Origin of the sequence: Aeromonas sp. A04, from assembly GCF_047780465.1 — a bacterium.
In the GTDB taxonomy this organism is placed as follows: Bacteria; Pseudomonadota; Gammaproteobacteria; order Enterobacterales; family Aeromonadaceae; genus Aeromonas; species Aeromonas bestiarum.
Window position 1 is genome coordinate 204,508 of record NZ_JBLNHP010000005.1, and the last position, 20,341, is coordinate 224,848.

16 protein-coding genes and 1 tRNA gene are annotated in these 20,341 nt (G+C 61.3%); 5 read left to right on the plus strand and 12 right to left on the minus strand.

The window, feature by feature from the left end; translation table 11 throughout:
- Window positions 1-209: 209 nt before the first annotated feature.
- From ACM3N8_RS16605 to ACM3N8_RS16635, 7 genes are all read right to left on the minus strand, one after another.
- The gene (locus ACM3N8_RS16605) at window positions 210-338 is read right to left on the minus strand and encodes a hypothetical protein (protein ID WP_416016383.1); all 129 of its coding nucleotides are present in this window, start codon (window positions 336-338) and stop codon (window positions 210-212) included.
- A gap of 40 nt (window positions 339-378) precedes the next feature.
- Complete coding sequence (maiA, locus tag ACM3N8_RS16610; protein WP_290021856.1) at window positions 379-1,017, minus strand: maleylacetoacetate isomerase; 639 nt, start codon at window positions 1,015-1,017, stop codon at window positions 379-381.
- Between the two features lie 73 nt (window positions 1,018-1,090).
- Window positions 1,091-2,089 (minus strand): fumarylacetoacetate hydrolase family protein, encoded by a 999-nt coding sequence (locus ACM3N8_RS16615; RefSeq protein WP_274454019.1) that lies wholly within the window; start codon window positions 2,087-2,089, stop codon window positions 1,091-1,093.
- 8 nt (window positions 2,090-2,097) lie between these two features.
- Window positions 2,098-3,255, minus strand: a complete 1,158-nt coding sequence (locus ACM3N8_RS16620) for a homogentisate 1,2-dioxygenase (RefSeq protein ID WP_416016384.1) — start codon at window positions 3,253-3,255, stop codon at window positions 2,098-2,100.
- A gap of 50 nt (window positions 3,256-3,305) precedes the next feature.
- Window positions 3,306-4,415 (minus strand): 4-hydroxyphenylpyruvate dioxygenase, encoded by a 1,110-nt coding sequence (gene hppD / locus ACM3N8_RS16625; protein ID WP_098983741.1) that lies wholly within the window; start codon window positions 4,413-4,415, stop codon window positions 3,306-3,308.
- Between the two features lie 261 nt (window positions 4,416-4,676).
- Window positions 4,677-5,345: an HAD family hydrolase gene (locus tag ACM3N8_RS16630; RefSeq protein ID WP_416016385.1), complete on the minus strand. Its 669-nt coding sequence runs from the start codon at window positions 5,343-5,345 to the stop codon at window positions 4,677-4,679.
- Complete coding sequence (locus ACM3N8_RS16635; RefSeq protein WP_416016386.1) at window positions 5,342-6,001, minus strand: TIGR01621 family pseudouridine synthase; 660 nt, start codon at window positions 5,999-6,001, stop codon at window positions 5,342-5,344. The genes ACM3N8_RS16630 and ACM3N8_RS16635 overlap by 4 nt, the downstream gene beginning before the upstream one ends.
- Before the next feature lie 89 nt (window positions 6,002-6,090).
- Here ACM3N8_RS16635 and ACM3N8_RS16640 point away from each other — a divergent pair, with 89 nt between their 5' ends.
- The gene (locus ACM3N8_RS16640) at window positions 6,091-7,695 is read left to right on the plus strand and encodes an ABC transporter substrate-binding protein (protein WP_416016387.1); all 1,605 of its coding nucleotides are present in this window, start codon (window positions 6,091-6,093) and stop codon (window positions 7,693-7,695) included.
- 85 nt (window positions 7,696-7,780) lie between these two features.
- On the opposite strand, the gene ACM3N8_RS16645 is transcribed toward ACM3N8_RS16640, so the two are convergent.
- From ACM3N8_RS16645 to ACM3N8_RS16660, 4 genes are all read right to left on the minus strand, one after another.
- A complete protein-coding gene (locus tag ACM3N8_RS16645; RefSeq protein ID WP_416016388.1) occupies window positions 7,781-9,334 on the minus strand; it encodes a methyl-accepting chemotaxis protein in 1,554 nt (517 codons plus the stop codon).
- A gap of 156 nt (window positions 9,335-9,490) precedes the next feature.
- On the minus strand, window positions 9,491-10,177 hold the full coding sequence (locus ACM3N8_RS16650) for an AcvB/VirJ family lysyl-phosphatidylglycerol hydrolase (RefSeq protein WP_290065418.1): 687 nt from the start codon (window positions 10,175-10,177) through the stop codon (window positions 9,491-9,493).
- Between the two features lie 9 nt (window positions 10,178-10,186).
- Window positions 10,187-12,736, minus strand: a complete 2,550-nt coding sequence (gene mprF, locus ACM3N8_RS16655) for a bifunctional lysylphosphatidylglycerol flippase/synthetase MprF (protein WP_416016389.1) — start codon at window positions 12,734-12,736, stop codon at window positions 10,187-10,189.
- Between the two features lie 447 nt (window positions 12,737-13,183).
- Window positions 13,184-14,809 carry an MCR-3-related phosphoethanolamine--lipid A transferase gene (locus tag ACM3N8_RS16660; protein WP_290019239.1) on the minus strand — a complete coding sequence of 542 codons (1,626 nt, stop codon included), beginning with the start codon at window positions 14,807-14,809 and terminating at the stop codon, window positions 13,184-13,186.
- Window positions 14,810-15,304: 495 nt separating this feature from the next.
- On the opposite strand from ACM3N8_RS16660, the gene ACM3N8_RS16665 reads away from it, so the two are divergent.
- On the plus strand, window positions 15,305-16,510 hold the full coding sequence (locus ACM3N8_RS16665) for an MFS transporter (RefSeq protein WP_290019240.1): 1,206 nt from the start codon (window positions 15,305-15,307) through the stop codon (window positions 16,508-16,510).
- Window positions 16,511-16,573: 63 nt separating this feature from the next.
- Here ACM3N8_RS16665 and ACM3N8_RS16670 read toward each other — a convergent pair.
- A tRNA-Ser gene (locus tag ACM3N8_RS16670) sits at window positions 16,574-16,661 on the minus strand.
- Between the two features lie 184 nt (window positions 16,662-16,845).
- Here ACM3N8_RS16670 and ACM3N8_RS16675 point away from each other — a divergent pair.
- From ACM3N8_RS16675 to ACM3N8_RS16685, 3 genes are all read left to right on the plus strand, one after another.
- Complete coding sequence (locus ACM3N8_RS16675; protein ID WP_042652487.1) at window positions 16,846-17,502, plus strand: Bax inhibitor-1/YccA family protein; 657 nt, start codon at window positions 16,846-16,848, stop codon at window positions 17,500-17,502.
- Window positions 17,503-17,751: 249 nt separating this feature from the next.
- The gene (yccS, locus tag ACM3N8_RS16680) at window positions 17,752-19,905 is read left to right on the plus strand and encodes a YccS family putative transporter (protein WP_416016390.1); all 2,154 of its coding nucleotides are present in this window, start codon (window positions 17,752-17,754) and stop codon (window positions 19,903-19,905) included.
- A 24-nt stretch (window positions 19,906-19,929) separates the two neighbouring features.
- Entirely contained in the window at window positions 19,930-20,274 is a 345-nt protein-coding gene (locus ACM3N8_RS16685) for a TusE/DsrC/DsvC family sulfur relay protein (RefSeq protein WP_043139376.1), read from the plus strand.
- Window positions 20,275-20,341 lie beyond the last annotated feature (67 nt).

A 20,341-nucleotide genomic window follows, 5' to 3' on the forward strand; every position in this document is an offset into this window, starting at 1 on the left:
GAGCGGGAGGGGGACAACAGCGTTGAGCAGTGCGGGTTGGGCCGGTGTCATGCAGCCCAACCCGCATGGCTGTAGCTCCGGGGCGGCCTTGATAAAGGCCTGCAGCTGCTCGCAGTTGGCGCGATGTGGTTGATGATGGGGGAATCTTCCAGCGTCATGTCGTATATGTTGGGCTTCCAAAACAAAGCCCAACATTCGTATCTTGAATATCATTCGCCCGGTTTATGCTTGTGCGGCTTTAGTGCAGGATATTCCTTTTGCTTTTCAGGTGTAACTCGTTGTCGCTTATCTTGTGTTCCGTCTTCATTTTTTCTTTTCGGACCAGGTTTGATTCCCATCATTAACTCCTTCTCACAGTGGTTTACGTGGAAATAATAGTTATGGCTGTGCATCCGGCTGCAGCTCCGGGGCGGCCTTGATAAAGGCCTGCAGCTGCTCACAGTTGGCGACGATGCGGGCAATTGTAGGGTACTCATCCAGGGTCATGTCGTAGCGGCGGGCGTTGTAGACCTGGGGCACCAGCATGCAGTCGGCCAGGGTCACCTCGTTGCCGACGCAATAGACGCCGGCCGTGGTCATCAACAAGGGTTCGAGTACCCTGAAGGTCTCGTCAATCCAGTGGCGATACCAGGCATCGCGCTGCGCCTTGCCCAGTCCCAGCTCCTGCTCCAGATAGTTGAGCACCCGCAGGTTGTCGAGCGGGTGCGTGTCGCAGGCGATCATGTTGACTATCTGGCGCACCCTGGCCCGCGCCTGGGCGGCCGAGGGCATCAGCGGATAGGCGGGATAGGTCTCGTCGAGGTACTCCATGATGGCAACCGACTGACCGAACTGCACATCCCCGTCGATGAGGAAGGGCACCAGCCCCTGGGGATTGATGCGATGATAGGCCTTCTCGCGCTGCTCGCCCTGCCGCAGGTTGACTGGGTGATGCTCGTAATCGAGCCCCTTGAGCTGCATCACGATCCGCACCCGATAGCTTGCCGATGAACGCCAATATCCAAACAACTGCAACATAATCTGTCCCTGTGTTGGCAGGTGCAAGGGCACCTGCCGTTCACCAGTCGGCCCTGTGCCCGCACTGGCTCCTTCACGTCATCTGGCTGACATCCTGTTGCGTGACTTTTTGCAAAATGGTGCCAAACAGACTCATCCCGTTGCGATCCTGCATCGCGATGGACACTGTATCACCAAAGCGCAGAAAGGGTGTAGTGGCTTGACCTGACTCGATAATTTCCAACATGCGCAGCTCGGCGAGGCAGGAGGATCCGGCACTGCGGTCATAGTTGGAGACGGTCCCAGAGCCTATGATGCAACCCGCCCCGAGCGGTCGGGTTTTGGCGGCGTGGGCGACCAGCTCATGGAAGTTGAAGGTCATGTCCACCCCGGCATTGGGGGCACCGAACAGGGCGCCGTTGAGATAAGTTTCCAGCGGCAGATGCACCTTGCCCTCCTGCCAGTCGCTCCCCAGCTCGTCCGGGGTGATGGCCACCGGCGAGAAGGCGCTCGACGGTTTGGACTGGAAGAAGCCAAAGCCCTTGGCAAGCTCGCCCGGGATCAGGTTGCGCAGGCTCACGTCGTTCACCAGCATCAGCAGCTTGACGTGGGCGGCGGCCGCCTGCGGGCTCGTCCCCATGGGCACGTCGTCCGTGATGATGGCCACCTCCGACTCGAAATCGATACCCCACTCCTCGGACCCCATCACTATGGGGCCGCGGGGCGCCAGGAAGCAATCCGAGCCGCCCTGGTAGATCAGGGGATCGTGCCAGAAGCTTTCCGGCATCTCGGCGCCGCGGGCCTTGCGCACCAGTTCCACATGGTTGACGTAGGCGCTGCCGTCGGCCCACTGGTAGGCACGGGGCAAGGGCGAGAGACACTCACTCTCATCAAACGGGAAGGCATCGGCACAGGTGCCATCGTTGAGGGTCTGATAGACGGCGGCCAGCTTGGGCTCGGTCTCGGCCCACTCATCGAGGGCCGCCTGCAGGGTGGGGGCGATGGACGCCACCCGTACCGCACGGCTCAAATCCCGACTGACCACGACCAGGGCGCCATCGCGCTTGCCGTTGTTCAAGGTTGCAAGTTTCATAAAAATCCTTATTTGCCGGTGGCAGTCATGAGGTCCGGGCGCTGCCAGCTGCTGACGTAGCGCGGGTTCTCCACCCCTTCGCACAGGCCGCCAATGTTCAGCGCATCGCGGGTATCCAGCATCACGGCCACCTCATCGGTGAACTTCTTGGCATAGGCCTGCCCCGCCGCAAACGCCTTGGGATGGGGGCCATGGGTGAAACCTGCGGGGTGGAAGGTGACCATGCCCCGCTCGATATTGTCTCGGCTGAAGAAGTCCCCGGCGTGGTAGAAGAGCACCTCGTCGTAGTCGTCATTGCTGTGATAGAAGGGTACCTTGAGGGCGCCGGGGTCGCTCTCTATGGGGCGCGGCACGAAGGTGCAGACGACGAACCGGCTCGCCACGAAGGTGGAGTGGGCCGAGGGCGGCAAGTGGTAGCGGTGGCTCATCAGCGGGCGAATGTCGCGCCAGTTGAGGCGCACCACGCACAGGTCCCCGTGCCAGCCCAGCGCATCCAGCGGGTTGAAGGGCCAGGTGATGACGGAGACCTGGTTGTGGCGCTTGACCTGCAGCGACCAGGGATTTTCATCCTGCTGGGCCAAAAAGGCCGGGTCTATGGCGGGTACATCCAGCGCCGCCGGATCGAAGATGGCGTGATTGCCCACCAATCCCTTGTCCGGCAGCTGATAGCTGTCGTTGGTCGCCTCTATCATCAGGATGAACAGGGGCGCCGTGGGTTCGATGCGCCACATGGTGCCACGGGGGATCACCACATAGTCGCCGTCCCGCAAGGTCAGGTGGCCGTAGTCGCAGTAGAACTCCCCGCTCCCCTCGTGGATGAACAGCAGCTCGTCGCCGTCGGCGTTGCGCACCAGAAACGGCATCGCCTCCTGCAGGCGCCACATCCGGTAGCGGCAGTGGGCATTGTGCAGAATATCCGGCATCACCCAGGGAGAGAGCGAGCTCACCTCCTCCTGCAGACCGTTCAAGTCAAACGCCCTCGGCCGCAGCGGCCCCTCCCAGTTGGTCCAGTCGGTGGGAGCGTGCTTGTGGTGCATGTGGGTGGCGGGGCCGAAGAAACCGGCCCGCCCCAGTTCACGCTCGTAGATGGCCTGCTCCGGCAGATCGGCATGAGCCTGGCGGGAGTGGGTCCCCTCCCGATGGGGAAAACTTATCCAGTTACGCATCGCCAAATACCTCGCATGAGTGGAGCACGGTTCGATGAAGTCGGATCCCGTTACGCATCGCTGGGCTCTCCGCTCAAGACGCCACGGCGGATCTGATCCAGTTCAATGGATTCGAACAGTGCCTGGAAATTGCCCTCGCCGAACCCCTCGTTGCCCTTGCGCTGGATGATCTCGAAGAACACCGGGCCTATGACGGTGTCGGTGAAGATCTGCAACAGGATGCCATCTTTCGTCGGCGAGCCGTCGATCAGGATCCGCAGCGCTTTGAGCGCCTCCAGATCCTCCTGATGGCCCTCGACCCGGCTATTGACCTTCTCGTAGTAGGTGTCCGGCGTCGGCATGAAACCGGTGCCGCGGCCACGCAGGGTGCGTATGGTCTGGTAGATGTCGCTGGAGGCCAGGGCTATGTGCTGGATCCCCTCCCCCTTGTACTGACGCAGGTACTCCTCGATCTGGGACTTGTCGTCGGAGGATTCGTTGATGGGGATCCGAATTTTGCCGCAGGGGGCCGTCATGGCACGGGAATGGAGGCCGGTCAGCTTGCCTTCGATGTCGAAGTAGCGAATTTCGCGGAAGTTGCCGATCCGCTCATAGAAGTTCGACCAGACATCCATGTTGCCGCGCTGGACGTTGTGGGTCAGGTGATCTATCTCGTAAAGCCCGGCATCCACCTCGGCCATGCGTGCCTGCCAGTCCGGGTAGAAGACGAAATCCACGTCATAGATGGAGCCCTTGTCGCCGTAGCGGTCGACAAACGACAGCGTGCTCTCGCCTATGCCGTAGATGGCGGGGATGTTGAGCTCCATGGGCCCTATCTTGCCGACGAAGGGCTTGGCGCCCTTGGTGATGGCAAACTGCTGGGCCTTGCCCGCATCGCTCACCCGAAACGCCATGCCGCAGACGCTAGGCCCGTGCAGGCTGGCGAACTGCTCCGCCTGGGAGTGGGGCTCGGCGTTGACCACGAAGTTGATATCGCCCTGACGGTAGAGCCAGCACTGCTTGTGCTTGTGCTCTGCCACCTCAGCGAACCCCAGCGAGACAAACAACGTCTTGAGGGCGGCAATGCCTTTGGCATCCGGTGCCGTGTATTCGACGAATTCGAAACCATCGGTGCCGAGGGGATTGATGGTATGGGAACGGGAAGAAGAAGTGGTCGTCATGAGGCGCTCCTTGCTGTTGGCTGATGACTGAAAGTGGTTAAAACGGGTTAACGCAGCGACGCACGGCCAGGCCGGCCACTCCGTCAATCGATCCATTGTTAACAACTTGTTTCATTAGAAGCAGGTGCGTAGCAGAAGAGAAGAGGCGGGTTCCAGATAGTTTCCCCGACTCCATCGCCAAAAAATGTAAATAGATTGTGACATTGATGCCGCAGCCTTGCGGATCGCCCCACGGCGACCCGGCGGGCTGTCAGCTTTCCCTTACAGCCGCCACTGTTTGAGCACTATGTGGGGCAAGTGAGCCCGTGCTGTTTGCAGGCGCCCCGGGGTGGGATTGATGAGCCAGGCCTGTGCGCCCTGCGCCAGTAGCGGCAGATCGTGCAGGCTGTCGCTCAAGGCCAGCGTCACAGTGAGGGCGCGGATCTCGGGCAGTATCTTGTGCCGACCGTGGCAGTAAAAACGCGGTATCAGACCGCCGTAGCGGTAGTGCATCCGGGAGCCCAGGGTACGATGGGGCAGCTTGCCGGGCAGTTGCTGATAGAGCTGGCCTCGTACCAGGGCACGAGGGCTGGCGGAGATCACCCAGCAGCGCTCGTGCACGTCCACCAGCAAGGTGCGCGCCTCGCGAAACAGGCCTGGCCGGATACGGCAATAGGCCCGCACCAGCTTACGCCAGCCAAGGGGCGAAAGCCCCAGGGTGATGGCCCACCAGATAAGCGAAATCCCCCGCCTGCGCTGGCTGGGTACAAGGTACACCAGGCCGCCCAGCGCGATCACCGGCAGCAACAACAACGACCAGAGGCGGCGACGCAATATGTAACGCAGCAGGCCGGCGTGGCTGTCGCCCGGGGCCAGGGTGTCGTCAAAATCCGCTAGGATCCAGCCGCTGGCGGGCACCCGGCTCTCCGGCACCGTCTGAGCACCGCTCATTCGCTCAAGCCCGCGATGGCGGCATTGAGCTCGGGCAGGAGAAACATCTCCCCCTCATCAGGGGGGCAAATAAAATCAAACGCCTCATCTGCCAAGGTGAAACTCAAGCGCCAGGCGTGCAGGTAGCCGCGTTCGGCCGCCGTGCCGCCGTAGCGCTCATCCCCCAGAATGGGCGCCCCTATGCTTTTAAGGGCAACCCGGATCTGATGGGTCTTGCCGGTCTGGGGCTTGATGCGGTAGAGCCGCAACCCCTCGCGCACCGGCACTGAGTCAAACCAGCTGATGGCGGGGTTGTCCAGGCTGCGCGCCAGCATCCAGCTGCCGCCACGCCCTTTTTGCATGTCCCCCTTGACCCAGCCCTGCTTCTTCTTGGGCTTGCGATCGGATAGGGCCAGATACTGCTTGCTCACCTGCCGATCCGCAAACGCCATGCTGAGCGCCCGGTTCGCCGCCGTGGTGCACGCCAGCAACACCAGCCCGGAGGTCATCTTGTCGAGCCGATGGACGGGATAGAGAACGAGCCCGGTGTCGGCCTTGACCCGGCTGACCAGGCCCGGATTGACCAGACCGGACTCGTCGGTCTCGTCGTGCATGCCAAGGCCGGGCCCCTTGTTGATCACCATGAAATCTTTGTGCTGCGCTAGTATCCGGTACATCAATAACCCTTTAGAATCTGTTTCATTACAAGAATATGACCCTCTCAAGGGGTCGCACCCCATGAACACTCAGAACAAGACTCGCACGGATGAAGAGATGCTTGCTTTGGTTGCTGCTGATTGGCGTCAGTCACGCCATGCCCCTGCAGGCCAGCGAATCCCCGCTTGAAGCACCGGAACATGTGGTGCTCCAGCTGCGCTGGCTGCACCAGCCCCAGTTCGTTGGCTATCACATGGCCAAGGCCAAGGGCTTCTATGCCATGGCCGGACTGGACGTGGAGATAAGGCCGGGTGGCAAGGGCATAAGCCCGGTGGAGGAGGTGCAAAGCGGTCGCGCCGACTTTGGCGTGGGCAACACAGAGGTACTGACCGCCTATGCCAAGGGCACGCCCTTGCTGGCGCTCGCCTGCGTCTTTCAGCACTCCCCGTCCATCTTCCTAGCCCGCCGTGACAGCGGCATTCTCACCGTTGATGGCATGCGTGGCAAACGGATCATGATGTTTTCCGCCCATCAGGACGCCGAGTTGCTGGCCACCCTTTACTATCAGGGCCTCAATGAGCACCAGCTCACCCCGATCCAGACCTCGGTCAATATCGAGGATCTCATCGAGGGCCGGGTCGATATCTTCAACGCCTACCTCAGCAACGAGCCCTTCTATCTGGAAGAGCGCGGCATCCCCGTCTCCGTCATCAACCCGCGCAATTACGGCATCGACTTCTACAGCGACATACTGTTCACCACCCAGGCACAGGAGCAGGCCCACCCGGACCGGGTGGCGCGTTTTCGCGCCGCCAGTCTCGAGGGGTGGCGCTATGCCCTCGCCCACCCGCAGGAGGCCATAGCCCTGCTGCGCAAGGCGTACGGCGTCAACCGCAGTCAGGCCCACCTGGAGTACGAGCTGCAGGTGAGCAAGGAGATGATCCAGCCGCTCTATGTGGAGATCGGGTATATGAACCCGGATCGCGTCACCCACATCATGCAACAGCTGGCCGAGATCGGCCTCATTCCCAAGCCGGTGCCGCTGACCGGCTTTCTCTATCAGGCCCCCTCCGAACAATGGGTCTTCTGGCGCCCCTGGTTTTTGCTGAGTCTGACGGCTTGCGCGCTGATCTTGCTGCTGGCTGTCTACCTGCTGGTATGCAACAAACGCCTCAATCGCGAGATCGCCCTGCGCCAGCAGCGGGAAGAGGAGATATTGCAGCTGGCACGGCGAGATCCCCTCACCGGCCTGCCCAACCGGCTGAGCCTGATGGAGCGTCTGGAGGCGCAGATCATGAGCCCCAGCCCAGGTTGTCTGCTGTTTTGCGATCTCAACAACTTCAAGCAGGTCAACGACGGCTTTGGCCACAGCCACGGGGATGCCATCCTCTGCCAGCTGGCGGAGCGGATCACCCGCAGCCTCAACCACCAGCGCTTCTTCGCCAGGCTGGCCGGTGACGAGTTCGTGCTCTTGCTGCCCGATCAGGATCTGGGCGAAGCCGAGACCATAGCCGAGGTGATCCGGATGGCCATGGCCCAGCCTTTTCAGGTCAACGAGCATCTGCTGGCGGTCGGCATCAGCGTCGGCATCAGTCAATACCAGCCGGGGTGGCGCGCCGAGCAGTGGCTGATCCACGCCGATCGCGCCATGTACAACGACAAGGGGATCGAGCTGGCCCCCGCCAATGCCGGCCAGGGGGCGAGCTCAGCCTGACTGGTGGCGTCAGACCCGCTCCAACGCCACAAGGCCACCCCGCGAGGTGGCCTTGTGGTTATCAACACCAAGGGCGCAGGCAGACTTAGCCAAAGGTCTGCCCCAGGGATTTGAGCTGTCTGGCCTTGGTCAGCAGGATCTCGCTCGACTCGTCCACATCCTGCATCTTGTTGCTGTTGGCGTGGGAGTGCTGGGAGATGAGGTTGACGTTCTGGCTGATGTCCTCGACCACCGCCTGTTGCTCTTCCGCCGCCGCCGAGATCTGGGCCGAGAAGTCCATCACCAGCTCGATTTCGGCCAGCACCTGATGCAGGCTGCCGGAGCCCTGCCGGGTCATCTCCACGCAGGCCTGGGTCTGTTGCAGATTGTTCTGCATCATCCCCTTCCAGCCATTCAGGGTGCGCTGGATCTGGCTGATGCTGCTCTGGATCTGCTCGGTCGCCTTGTGGGTACGAGTCGACAGGGTGCGCACCTCGTCCGCCACCACAGCAAAGCCGCGCCCCTGCTCGCCCGCCCTGGCCGCTTCGATGGCGGCGTTGAGCGCCAGCAGGTTGGTCTGATCGGCTATGCCCTGGATCTCCCCCATCAAGACCCCGATGCGATCCGACTCGCTGGCCAGCGCCACCGCCGAGGCAAAGGCGTGCTCCGCCTCCGTCGCCAGCTCGGTGATCTTGCGTTCCGTGTCGATGAGTTGGCGATCCGTGTGCTGGCAATGTGTCTTGGCCTGGGCTATCTGGCTGTTGGTGTCCTGGATGTTGCGGGCTATCTCCTGCGCCGTGCTCGCCATCTGCGTGATGGCGGCCGCCATCTGCTGGGTCTGGGCATCCTGCTCGGCAATGTCCGAGCTGGCCTCGCTGGAGGCGCTCTTCAGGTGCACCGCCAGATCCTGCAGAGCGTGGGTGGCATCATCCACCCGCCCCAGCACGGTCCGGATGCGGGCCTGCAGCAGCTTGATGTGAAAATCGGCGATGGCGCTCGGCTCCTGCCCCGAATAGATGAGCCGGGTCAGGCTGTCATACTCCTCGGCCAGCTGCTGCAAATAGCGCGGGGTGGTGATGAGCTCGTGGCGATAGATCAGGCCCAGCAGCACCAGCGGCAGCGCCATATAGAGTGGCGCCCAGGAGCCAAGCTGCACGGCCCCCAGCCAGGCCAGCGCCAGCAGCCCAGCCCCGGCGACCCCGTGGCGCAGCCGTGACAGGGAAAGACGGGGCTGGCGACCCCCTTGTTCGGCGGCGCGCAAGCGGGCATAGGTGCGGGCGGCAATGGCCTTCATCTGCGGATCGGCACGGCAGCGCACCGACTGGTAACCGTTGACCTTGCCCTGCTCGAAGATGGGGGTGACATAGGCATCCACCCAGTAGTAGCGGCCATCCTGGCAGCGGTTCTTCACCATGCCGCGCCACGGCTGGCCCTGCTTGAGCTTGCCCCACAGATCGGCAAACGCCGCCTTGGGCATATCTGGGTGGCGCACCATGTTGTGGTGCTGGCCGACCAGTTCGGCGCGGCTGTAACCGGCCACCCGGCAGAAATGATCGTTGGCGTAGGTGATCACGCCCTGCAGATCCGTGGTGGAGACCAGCTGTTCATCGGCAGGGAAATCCACTTCCTGATCAACAAGATGGGTCTTTTGTTCACGCATGTCACACTCCCTTCTGAGCCATTGCTCAACAAAGTGTTGGGAAGTGGTCAGACCCTGTAAAGGGCGGCATGAGCAGAGTGTGACAAGGGATACCTAAACAACATTTAGCAGGAAGAGTGGCCAAACATGAGCTAGCGCACCCGTCAGGTCAGACCATTACTGCCAGGAGAGGTGACTGGTGATGGCCTTGAACAGCACCGGATAATCGTCCTCGAAATGGTGTGAACCGGGCAGGGTCACAGTGGTCACGTTGGGCTGCTGCAACCGGGGGCAAAGCCGCACGGAGGAGTCGTCATCCGCCCCCTGCACGCAGAGCATGGGCAGAGAGTGGATGGCATTGACCTCGGGTTGGGTGGGGTAACTGCCTGCCTTGTCGTGGGTCACCATGTCGCTGACATGGATCTCGAAATCGGAGGCAGTCGAGGGGGAGAGCATCACGGCCCCCACCAGGCTCTTGCGATAGGGCTCGGGCAGCCGGTTGATGACGAAGGGCACTATCTCGGCCCCGAAGGAGAAGCCCACCAGCAGCCAGCGCTGGCGCCCCCAGCGGGACTGGTAATCCGCCAGCACGCGCACCAGATCGGCGGTAACCTGCTGCGGATCCTTCTTCTTCCAGTAGTAGGTGAGCGAGCTCCAGCCCACCACCGGCATGCCGTGCTGCTGAAACTGGGCACTCAGCCCCTTGTCGAGCGCCGCCCAGCCACCATCCCCACTGAGAAACACCACCATGGGCGCCGCCGAGGCTTGCGCCACCGGCAGCTCCACCAGACCCAGATCCTCTTTCACCGACGCGGCAAAGAGCGGAAATGCACAGCACGCCAACAGCAATAACAGGGCTCTCATGGCCGACTCCTATTTCTTTATCAGCCCGAACGGGCCTCGGCTTATCAGGGAAATCAAGTTGGTCAGGGTTCTGGGCAGCACCAGCTTGCCGGTGCAGAGCAGATAACGGGGTTCCCAGCGCGGGGAGAACTTCTCCTTGTAGCGTCTGAGCCCCTGGAAATTGTAGAAACGGCTGCCACGGGTAAAGATGGTGTTGCCAAGCCGTGTCCAGTAACCACTCAAGGGGTGGTCGTTGAAGCCGGACATGGGCGCCATGCCGAGGTTGAAGCTGGCATAGCCCTCGGCCTTGCCCCACAGCAGCAGCTCGACGAACAGGAAGTCCATGATGGGCGCCGTACCCGTGTCCAGGCTGTAGCGCATCAGATCGATGGAGAGGCTCTCCTTGTTGTCGCTGACCCAGAGGTTGGCGAAACCGACTATCTGCCCGCTGTGCCGCACCAGCGCCGCCGGGCTCAGGCTGAGGTAGTCGGGTTCGAAACTGCCGACCGAGAAGCCCTTCTCCTTGCCCTGCTTGCTCTGCAACCAGGTATCGGAGACCTCCTTCAACCTGGGCAGCAGCGCCGGCAGCTGATCTGCCGCCACCACCTCGAACGACAGCCCCTCCCGCTTGCCCTTGGCATGGCTCTGGCGCAGGTTGCGCAGCCGGCTGCCGGCCAGATCGAAGCCCGGCAGATCGACGATGGCCTCCTCCCCCAGCTTGAACGGGATCAACCCCAGTTCGAGATAGAACGGCAGGTAGCGGGCCGACACCTGATAGAACACCGGGCTGGCATCGTGCTGATCGCACAGCTCGCGAAACTGCCACAGCAGCTCCTCGATAAGCTCGGGCTGGCCGATGGGATCCCCCATCACGATCCAGCCATTCCCCTCGACTCCGTACATGAGAAACGCCTCGCCGCCGGGGTGAAACAGCAGCGACTTGTCACCAAGCTGGGCCAGGTAGCCATGACCGCCCCCCTCGCGCACCACCAGCGCCTGGGCCCGGGCCAGCTCCTCCGGCTCCGGCTTGCGACCCGAGACCCGCAGCGGCGCCAGCAGTTGCGCCACCCCGACCACGGCCAGCACGGCCACCACGCTGCCCATGGCCCGCAGGCCGCGGGAGGCGGCGCCATGGGGCGAGAAGTGGAACCAGAGGGCGTGGTCATACTCCACCTGGCGGTAGGAGAAGAGCAGCAGCCAGAGCGCCCCCAGCAGCACGGCCCCCACCGAGATGAGCCAGCCCGGGGTGAACTGGGCGTGGAGCAGGGAGCCCTTGCGATAGAACAGGGCGCGACAGGGGGTGATGATGAGCAAAAACAGCCCGAGCAGCAGGGCCGATTCCCAGTCAAACCCCTTGAGCAGGGAGAAGATCATCCCCAGCGCCAGCAGCAGCTGGGTGATGCGAAACGCGGCATCGTGGCGCCGGTAGAGGCTGCGCGCCAGCAGGATCAACAGCGCGCCGCTGACGCTGCCGAGCACGTGGGAGAGCTCCAGCAGGTGCAGCGGCAATACCTGCAAGAGGATCTCGATGCGCCCGCGCATGGTGGGGATCATGCCCGAACAGAGCAGCAGGCTGCCCGCCGCAAAGGCGCCCAGGCTGATCAACGCCGGCAGGAACTCGCGCACCGCCGCCATTATGCCCTGCAGGCGGCTCCAGCGGGCCCGCTGTTGCAACAGCTCCTGGCTGGTAAACAGCAAGAGGGCACAGAGGAAGGGCAGCACGTAATAGATGCAGCGATAGAGCAGCAGGGAGGCCAGCAGCTTGTCCACCGGCAGATACTTGGCGAGCAGCAGGCTCATGCTCGCCTCGAACACCCCGATCCCGCCGGGCACATGGGCCAGCACCCCGAGAAAACTGGCCAGCACGAAGGCGCTGAGCAGCACGGGATAGGGGACGCTGTCCGTCGGCAGCAGCACATAGAGCACGGCGGCGGCCGCCATCCAGTCCAGCAGCGCCACCAGCAGTTGCAGCAGTCGCGTCCTGAACACAGGCAGCACCAGTTGGTGACCACGCCAGGTCAGCGCCGGTTTTGGCCAGAACAGGTAGGCCAGCACGGCCAGCAGCGCCATCCCCCCCGCCAGATTGAGCAGCCGATCGGCCCACAGCGGCCAGCTCGGCAACAGGGTGGAGGCCTGCCCCACCAGCAGGGCGCTGCCACCCCAGGCCAGCAGGCCGAGGAAGAAGGTGACTGAGCAGAAGACGATGACCCGGGCCACCTCCCCGGTGCCGAGCCCGAGCGAGGAGTAGATGCGATAGCGCACCGACGAGCCGGTCAGCAGGGCAAACCCCAGGGTATTGGAGAAGGTGTAGGCGATGAAGGAGGTGACCCCCACCTGCTGCCAGGGCAGGCGCTTGCCGAGGGCATGCACCGCCAGCATGTCATAGCAGCAGAGACAGGCATAGCTGAGCAGCGTCAGCAACAGGGCCCCACCCAGCAGCGGTATCGGCAAGGACCAGATGGCCAGCCGGATATCGTGCCAGTGCCAGAGATGAGTCAGACGATAGAGGACGGCCAGTGCCGTCCCCAACAACAACAAGCTACATAACGGGCCTAACCAGGTGAACAGATGACGCCGCATTGCCAATTCCTACCGACGCGGATCATGGCTGCCCGCATCATGTTGCTGAAAACTGCCACCAGCGACGGGGAATGCCCCGTGCCTTGACCTTTGATTGACCATGTTGCGAGCCCGCGACCGGCATATGGCACATGCAATATGTACCCTGCCCCATCACCCGAACCCGGCTTGCCATGGCATCCCACTTTATATCGACTTTTTTGGAAAAGACGAGCCTTGGCAGAAGAATAAATTACTCAGTCGCAGGCAGATTAATTCGCCTGCAATAAGGTGGCTTGCTCCCCGTGAATCACACCGCCTTCACTGGCTAATAAACAACCAGCAGACTCATCATACACGCGGTCCAACAAACGACCAGCAGGAACACACATCAGCCAGACAACAACCATGGCCCGGCAACCCCCAAATAAAACGGGGAGCCAGGCTCCCCTTTTTATCATTGGCTCATTATTGAACCGTTCGACACTGGCTGAACATATCCAGCTGCTTGTCATATACCTCCGTATCGACATCCCATATGCCCAGCACGGACGAGAATAAATTGTCATGAGAGTAGCGAGTGCTGGCCGCATGTTGCTGCAGGCAATCGAGATTGACCCCCTTGTCCCGGGAGAAACCGGGTGACATCCACACCTGCATGGGCACCCGGGTCTGATCGTCCGGAGCAAATTTGTAGGGCGTGCCGTGCAGATAGAGACCCAGGGCTCCCAATGATTCCCCATGGTCCGAAATATAGACCAGCACAGTATTGTACTTGTCTTCGTATTTCTTCAGCTTGTCGATCATGCTGGCGACCACGTAATCGGTATAACGTATGGTGTTGTCGTAAGTATTTTCCAGCTCCTGATCGCTGCAATTCTCGATATCGCTGCGCTGGCAGTCCGGCAGGAAATGGCGATGGGAACCCGGATAGCGTTTGTAATAGGTAGGCCCATGGCTGCCAATCAGATGGAAACCCACCAGCTTGTCCCCTTTCATGGCGGCCAATTCATCGTCCAGCCCTTCCAGCACCACTTCGTCATAGCAGGTGTTCTTGTCACAGAATTTGGGGTGATCCTGCGGCTTCACCACCATGTTGGGTACCCGATCACAGACCCCCTTGCAACCGCCGTCGTTTTCTTTCCAGAAGATGGAGATGCCGCTCTTTTGCAGCACATCCAGCAAGCCTTCGCTGTTGCGTGCCACATTGCCATCAAACTCGTTGCGCCCCATGTTGGAGAACATGCAGGGCACAGAGACAGCCGTCGCCGTGCCGCAGGAGCGCACATCCTTGAAGGAGATGATCCCCGCCTGCTTGCTGGTGAAGGGATTGGTCTCCTTGTGATAGCCGTTCATGGAAAAGTTCTTGCCGCGGGCCGTCTCCCCCACCACCAGGAACATCATGGTCGGCTTGTCGGCCTTGCTCACCCGTTTGGCATCATCCCCCATGCGCTTGAAGGGGATGGGTTCGGCCAGATAGCGCTTGTAGAGGTATTTGGTGGTGCTGTACATGTAGTTGGCCGGGACTATCTCCCGATTCAGGGTCTGGTTGTTGCGACCGACCGAGGCGTAATCCTGATAATAAGCCGCGGCTATCAGCCCCAATACCAGCAGGGATACCAGCATGGAGAGTCCCCGTTGCAGCAGACCCTGATACCACTTCGCCGGATACTCAATCTTGATGAAAAACAGCAGCACGGCGGGCAAGACCCCGGCCAGCAGCACCCAGCTGACGAGAGGCATGCTCAGGTAGGAGTGAGCCTCGCTCTGGTTGGTTTCAAAGATGTTCTGGATCATGTCGCCATCAAACAGCACCCGATATTTCATCATGGTGTAGCTGGCGATGGCCCCCGTGATAAACAGGAAGGCAAAGAAAGGCTTGATGAAATAACGTATGGAAAAGGGCATAAATACAAAGTTCAGGGCCGCAACCAATACGATGGGAATGGAAATGGCAAACCCGAGCTTGACGTGTTCAAGTTGGGTCAATATTTCATAGAAATGCAGCAAAACTGACCAGTTGAGCAGAAAGGCAAAGAGGAATGCCAACAGAAAAACAAATGGAACAATTCTTATTTTAAGAAAAGAAGGCATGTATATCTCCCTATTACACTTCTTTATTACACCGTTAAAATACTTATTCATGTTGGTGTTTAAATATTTGGCGCCGGATGGTAACAGAGCCATGAAGACACTGGGCAGGATATTTTCAGATATCGCTGAGATATGTGGGTCATATTAACCATCGCCGCAAAAAACAGGCTAACCCTCAATACTTAAGAAAAAATTAAGCAGGCCATAAAAAATGACTGCTCAAAAAAAGAGCACCCCACCGCCATGGATATGCACAAAGGCCGCCCCGACTATCTGTGGATGGTCAGTACAGTGCTGGTCTCGACCATCCAGCACAGACGCCTGGCCAATGCCGAGCTCGATATAGAGCAATAACCCCTGCCACCGCGACAGGCTGCTGCGCCAGCCTGTCCCATTTGCCTGCGCTATTGATCAGACGGCGCAGCCCTCAACCTTCGGCGGGCAGCGCGGCTGACTATGCTCTGAGAGAGCCGCTTCCGTGCAAGGCAAATCACCATGATCCCGCACTCGTCCCGTCACACCCCCCTGAGCCAGATCCCGCGCGGTGTCTGGGTATTGGGCTTCGTCAGCATGCTGATGGATATCTCGTCCGAGATGATCCACAGCCTGTTGCCACTCTTCATGGTGACTGTGCTCGGCAGCAGCGCCCTCACAGTCGGCCTCATCGAAGGGGCGGCGGAAGCCACGGCGCTGATGGTCAAGGTCTTCTCCGGCACCCTGAGCGACTATCTGGGGCGACGCAAGGGGCTGGCCCTGCTGGGCTACGGGCTGGGCGCCTTCACCAAGCCGCTGTTTGCCATGGCATCCGGCTGCGGACTCGTACTCGCGGCGCGACTGCTGGACCGAGTCGGCAAGGGCATTCGGGGCGCACCCCGCGATGCGCTGGTAGCCGACCTCACCCCGGCGGCGCTGCGCGGCGCCGCCTTCGGCCTGCGCCAATCCCTCGACACGGTCGGCGCCTTGCTCGGCCCCCTGCTGGCGGTGGGATTGATGCTGCTCTGGCACGACGATTTTCGCGCCATCTTCTGGCTGGCCGTCATACCCGGGCTGGCTTCGGTCACCCTGCTCGCCATCGGCCTGCGCGAACCCGCACAGCCCGGGCCAGCCGTGCGCAGCAATCCCTTGCGGCGCGACAATGTGCGCCGGCTGGGAGTGGGATACGTGTGGGTCGTCGTCATCGGCGCCCTGTTCACCCTGGCCCGCTTCAGCGAAGCTTTTTTGGTGCTGCGCGCCCAGCAGACCGGCGTACCGCTGGCCCTGGTGCCGCTGGTCATGGTGGCGATGAACCTGGTCTATGCCCTGTCGGCCTACCCGTTCGGTCGCCTCTCGGATCGCCAGCCTCACACCTGGCTGCTGATATGGGGAGTGTTGGTGTTGATCGCGGCCGACCTGACCCTGGCCGCGAGTACCCACTGGGCCGTCATGCTGGCGGGGGTGGCACTGTGGGGCGTGCACATGGGGATGACCCAGGGGCTGCTGGCCGCCATGGTGGCCGCCACGGCGCCCGCTGATCTGCGCGGCACCGCCTATGGTCTCTTCAATCTGGTCAGCGGCCTCGCCATGCTGCTGGCCAGCCTGGTGGCGGGCTGGATGTGGGATAGCCTGGGCGCGGCCTTTACCTTCTACACGGGCGCGGCCTTCTGCCTGCTCACCCTGCTGGTACTGCTCTGGCGAACAGGCTCAACCCCTGACAACGGATGAAAAGCCTAATCACAGGCAGCAAAAAGCCCCAGACAACGAGGTTGTCTGGGGCTTCTCTGAAGATGGCGGAGGAGGTGGGATTTGAACCCACGGATGGTCGCCCATCGCCGGTTTTCAAGACCGGTGCATTCAGCCGCTCTGCCACCCCTCCGAACGGCGTGCATACTACGTCAAGCCCTTGTTCATATGCAATACATATTTGTTCTGGGATAGTAGGGGGCAACAGGCTGGGGTAGTGCTTGAAATCAGCGCTCGTCATCCCCACATTCAGTGCATACAATGCGATAACGAAGCGGAATCTGCCGCCTCAACCGGAAATCAAGAGGACACCCAAGATGGATACCCGTTCTATCTACACTGGCACCCAGAGTGCCGCGCGCGATACCAACAAGGTGCTGCGCAACACCTATATGCTGCTCTCCCTCACTCTTGGCTTCTCTGCCGTTGTGGCCGGGGTCGCCACCGTGATGAACATGCCGCCCCTGCACTGGGCCGTGTTCCTTATCGGTGTGTATGGTCTGATGTTCCTGACCCAGAAGAACCGCGAAAACGGCATGGGGCTGGTGTTCACCTTCGCCCTGACCGGCCTGCTCGGCTACAGCCTGGGCCCCATCATCAACATGTACATGAACAATGGTGGTGGCGAGATAGTGATGACGGCCCTGGGCGGCACAGCGCTGACCTTCTTCGGTCTGTCTGCCTATGCCCTGACCACCAAGCGTGACCTCTCCTTCATCGGCGGCATGCTGTTCGTCGGTTTCTGGGTGCTGCTGGTGGCCATGGTCGCCAACATCTTCCTGCAGATGAGCGCCCTGAGCCTGGCCCTGTCCGCCATGTTCATGCTGTTCTCCTCCGGTGCCATACTGCTGACCACCCAGCAGATCATCCGGGGCGGTGAGACCAACTACATCTCCGCCACCGTGACCCTGTATGTCTCCATCTACAACATCTTCCTGAGCCTGCTGAGCCTGCTTGGCGGCAACCGCAACTGATGAACAACCCCGCTTCGGCGGGGTTTTTATTGATGCCTGTTTCTGTCAGGATAAGTTGTAAATCAAGGATATGAAGCCAAGTGGCCCTGATCCAAATCAGGGCCGCTTCGCGCTTGGCGGGTTAGTATCCCGTTCTCGTTTCGTTCAAGGGTTGCTCTTGTCTCATGCCGATGGATTTCTCTGGCCTGCTGCGCCGACTGCTGACTGACAGTCACATCGATTTTGCTTCGCTCAAGGGTGGTGCCTAGCATGCCCATGGACTTCTCTGGTTTGTTACGCCGACTGCTGACTGACAGTCATATCTACTTCGCCCTCAAGGTGTTGCTAGCCATGGTGGGGCTGCTGGCCTTCACCCTGGCGACGGGCGACATCCAGCTCACTGTGCTGCTCTCCCTCGGGGTGGTGGCCGGCGCCATCGCCGAAACCGACGACAGCCTGTGGGGCCGGGTCAAGAACCTCGGTATGACGCTGCTCTGCTTCCTGTTTGCCTCGCTCTGTGTCCAGTACCTCTTCCCGACGCCCTGGCTGTTTGCCCTCGGACTGGCGGGATCGACCTTCATCTTCGTGATGGTGGGGGCGCTGGGCCAGCGCTACGCCACCATCAGCTTCGGCTCCCTGCTCATCGCCATCTACACCATGCTGGGGGCCGCCAAGGCGCCGGATCTCTTCTACCAGCCGCTGGCGCTCGGCGCGGGCGCACTCTGGTACGGCCTGGTCTCCCTCATCTGGCTCTGGCTGCTGCCCTACAAGACCCTGCACGAGCAGCTGGCCCAGAGCTACTTTGCCCTCGGCCGTTATCTGCTTGAGAAATCCCGCTTCTTTCCGGCGGACGAACACGGCGCCCAGGCCATTCGCCACAATCTGGCCCAGCTCAACATCAATCTGGTCAATGCGCTGACCCTCACCAAATCGGCACTCAACGCCCGCCTCAGCACCCGCCATCAGGCGGCGCCCGAGCTTGCCAGCCTGCTGCGCCTCTACCTGCTGGCGCTGGAGATCCACGAGCGGGCCACCTCCAGCCACTACCCCTACAGCAAGCTGGAAGAAGAACTCAAGCAGGGCATAGTCCTCGACGGCTTCCAGGAGGTATTCCTGCAGCTCTCCGAGGCGTGTCAACGGCTCGGTTACGCCATCCTGGTGCACAAGCCCTACGCCCATAACAAGCGCATCCACTGGACCTTGGAGGCCCTCGGCGATCAGCTGGAGTTCACCCACCTCAAGCAGCACTATCCCAAGACGCTGCTGACGCCGATGAAGTTCCTGCGCCGCAACCTGGCCAGCATCAACCAGCTGCTGGGCAGTGCCGAAGAGCTGCAAAACCCGACCCAGGCACAGGCAAATCTGCCGGCCCTGGCGCGCCCGCCCCGCCTGCCGCTGCTGACCCAGCTCAAGCAGCATCTGACCCCGAACTCCATGGTGTTTCGCCACGCCCTGCGCCTGTCGCTCGGGTTGGTGGTGGGCTACGGCATACTGCAGGCCTTCAATCTGGACAAGGGTTACTGGATCCTGCTGACGGTGCTGTTCGTCTGCCAGCCGAGCTACAGCGCCACCCGTCGCCGGCTGGTGCAGCGCATGCTCGGCACCTTCGCCGGCCTGCTGGTGGGGATCCCCGTGCTCTGGCTGTTCCCCGAGCTGCACGTCCAGCTGGTGGTGATGGGGCTGGCCGCCTTCCTGTTCTTCACCCAGGTGCGCAGCAACTACAGCGCCGCCGTCTGCTTCATCACCCTCTATGTGCTGATGGCATTCAACCTGCTGGACGGCATAGGGTTTGCCATCCTGGGGCCGCGCATGCTAGATACCTTCCTCGGCTGCCTGCTCTCCTACGCCCTGGTGGCCTGGCTGTGGCCGGACTGGCAGTACAAGCGGCTGCCGACCCTGATCGCCAACTCACTGTCAGCCAACGCCCGCTATCTGGCGGCCGTGCTCGCCAGCCTGCAACAGCAAAGAGATGAATCCATCGACTACCGGGTGGCCCGCAAGAGCGCCCATCTGGCCGACAGCGAGCTGGCCATGGCCTGGCAGAGCATGCTGGTGGAGCCGCAAAAGCGTCGCCGCTTCCTCGATCTCTGCTTCACCCTCACCTGGCGCAATCACGCCCTGCTCTCCTACATCTCGGCGCTGGGCGCCCATCGCGACAAGCTGGAAGCCATAGGCGAGCTCGACGAGATCAGCCGCCACCTGAGCCATACCCTGGAGCGCGCCGCCGGTCACCTGGCGGGGGAGATGCCGGTGCAGATCGAGGGCCAGTGCCCTGTGATAACCCCGGACAGCAGCGAGGAGCAGCTGATGCTGACCCAGCAGCTCACCCTCATCAGCCAGCTGGCGGACGAATTGCTTACCCTGGCCAACGAGAGCCGGTTGCTCACCGGGGATCAAGGCGCTACCATGCCCGCCCAATCCTGATAGCCCCTTTGCGAGGAGCCCCTTATGTCTGAAAAACATCAGCTGGCATTCAACGGCCAGACCATCGACACCGATGCCAAGGGCTATCTGCTCAACAGCAGCGACTGGAGCGAGGAGCTGGCGCAGGTGCTGGCCGAGCAGGAAGGGATAGTGCTGGAGGAGCCCCACTGGGAAGTGGTGCGTTTCGTGCGCGCCTTCTATCTGGAGTTCAACACCTCCCCCGCCATTCGCGCCCTGGTCAAGGCGATGGAGAAGCAGTATGGCCCCGAGAAGGGCAACAGCCGCTATCTCTACAAGCTGTTCCCGGAAGGGCCCGCCAAGCAGGCCACCAAGATAGGCGGCCTGCCCAAACCGGTGAAATGCATCTAAAAACCGGCCCGACCTCTCGCTGAGAGACCATGAACAGGTTCTAAAAAAATACCGCGCCGAGGCGCGG

Excerpts from the sequence above, each read along its gene's own strand:
- ACM3N8_RS16605 (WP_416016383.1), bottom strand. The coding sequence starts at position 338 with ATGGGAATCAAACCTGGTCCGAAAAGAAAAAATGAAGACGGAACACAA.
- maiA (WP_290021856.1), bottom strand. The coding sequence starts at position 1,017 with ATGTTGCAGTTGTTTGGATATTGGCGTTCATCGGCAAGCTATCGGGTG.
- ACM3N8_RS16615 (WP_274454019.1), bottom strand. The coding sequence starts at position 2,089 with ATGAAACTTGCAACCTTGAACAACGGCAAGCGCGATGGCGCCCTGGTC.
- ACM3N8_RS16620 (WP_416016384.1), bottom strand. The coding sequence starts at position 3,255 with ATGCGTAACTGGATAAGTTTTCCCCATCGGGAGGGGACCCACTCCCGC.
- hppD (WP_098983741.1), bottom strand. The coding sequence starts at position 4,415 with ATGACGACCACTTCTTCTTCCCGTTCCCATACCATCAATCCCCTCGGC.
- ACM3N8_RS16630 (WP_416016385.1), bottom strand. The coding sequence starts at position 5,345 with ATGAGCGGTGCTCAGACGGTGCCGGAGAGCCGGGTGCCCGCCAGCGGC.
- ACM3N8_RS16635 (WP_416016386.1), bottom strand. The coding sequence starts at position 6,001 with ATGTACCGGATACTAGCGCAGCACAAAGATTTCATGGTGATCAACAAG.
- ACM3N8_RS16640 (WP_416016387.1), top strand. The coding sequence starts at position 6,091 with ATGAAGAGATGCTTGCTTTGGTTGCTGCTGATTGGCGTCAGTCACGCC.
- ACM3N8_RS16645 (WP_416016388.1), bottom strand. The coding sequence starts at position 9,334 with ATGCGTGAACAAAAGACCCATCTTGTTGATCAGGAAGTGGATTTCCCT.
- ACM3N8_RS16650 (WP_290065418.1), bottom strand. The coding sequence starts at position 10,177 with ATGAGAGCCCTGTTATTGCTGTTGGCGTGCTGTGCATTTCCGCTCTTT.
- mprF (WP_416016389.1), bottom strand. The coding sequence starts at position 12,736 with ATGCGGCGTCATCTGTTCACCTGGTTAGGCCCGTTATGTAGCTTGTTG.
- ACM3N8_RS16660 (WP_290019239.1), bottom strand. The coding sequence starts at position 14,809 with ATGCCTTCTTTTCTTAAAATAAGAATTGTTCCATTTGTTTTTCTGTTG.
- ACM3N8_RS16665 (WP_290019240.1), top strand. The coding sequence starts at position 15,305 with ATGATCCCGCACTCGTCCCGTCACACCCCCCTGAGCCAGATCCCGCGC.
- ACM3N8_RS16675 (WP_042652487.1), top strand. The coding sequence starts at position 16,846 with ATGGATACCCGTTCTATCTACACTGGCACCCAGAGTGCCGCGCGCGAT.
- yccS (WP_416016390.1), top strand. The coding sequence starts at position 17,752 with ATGCCCATGGACTTCTCTGGTTTGTTACGCCGACTGCTGACTGACAGT.
- ACM3N8_RS16685 (WP_043139376.1), top strand. The coding sequence starts at position 19,930 with ATGTCTGAAAAACATCAGCTGGCATTCAACGGCCAGACCATCGACACC.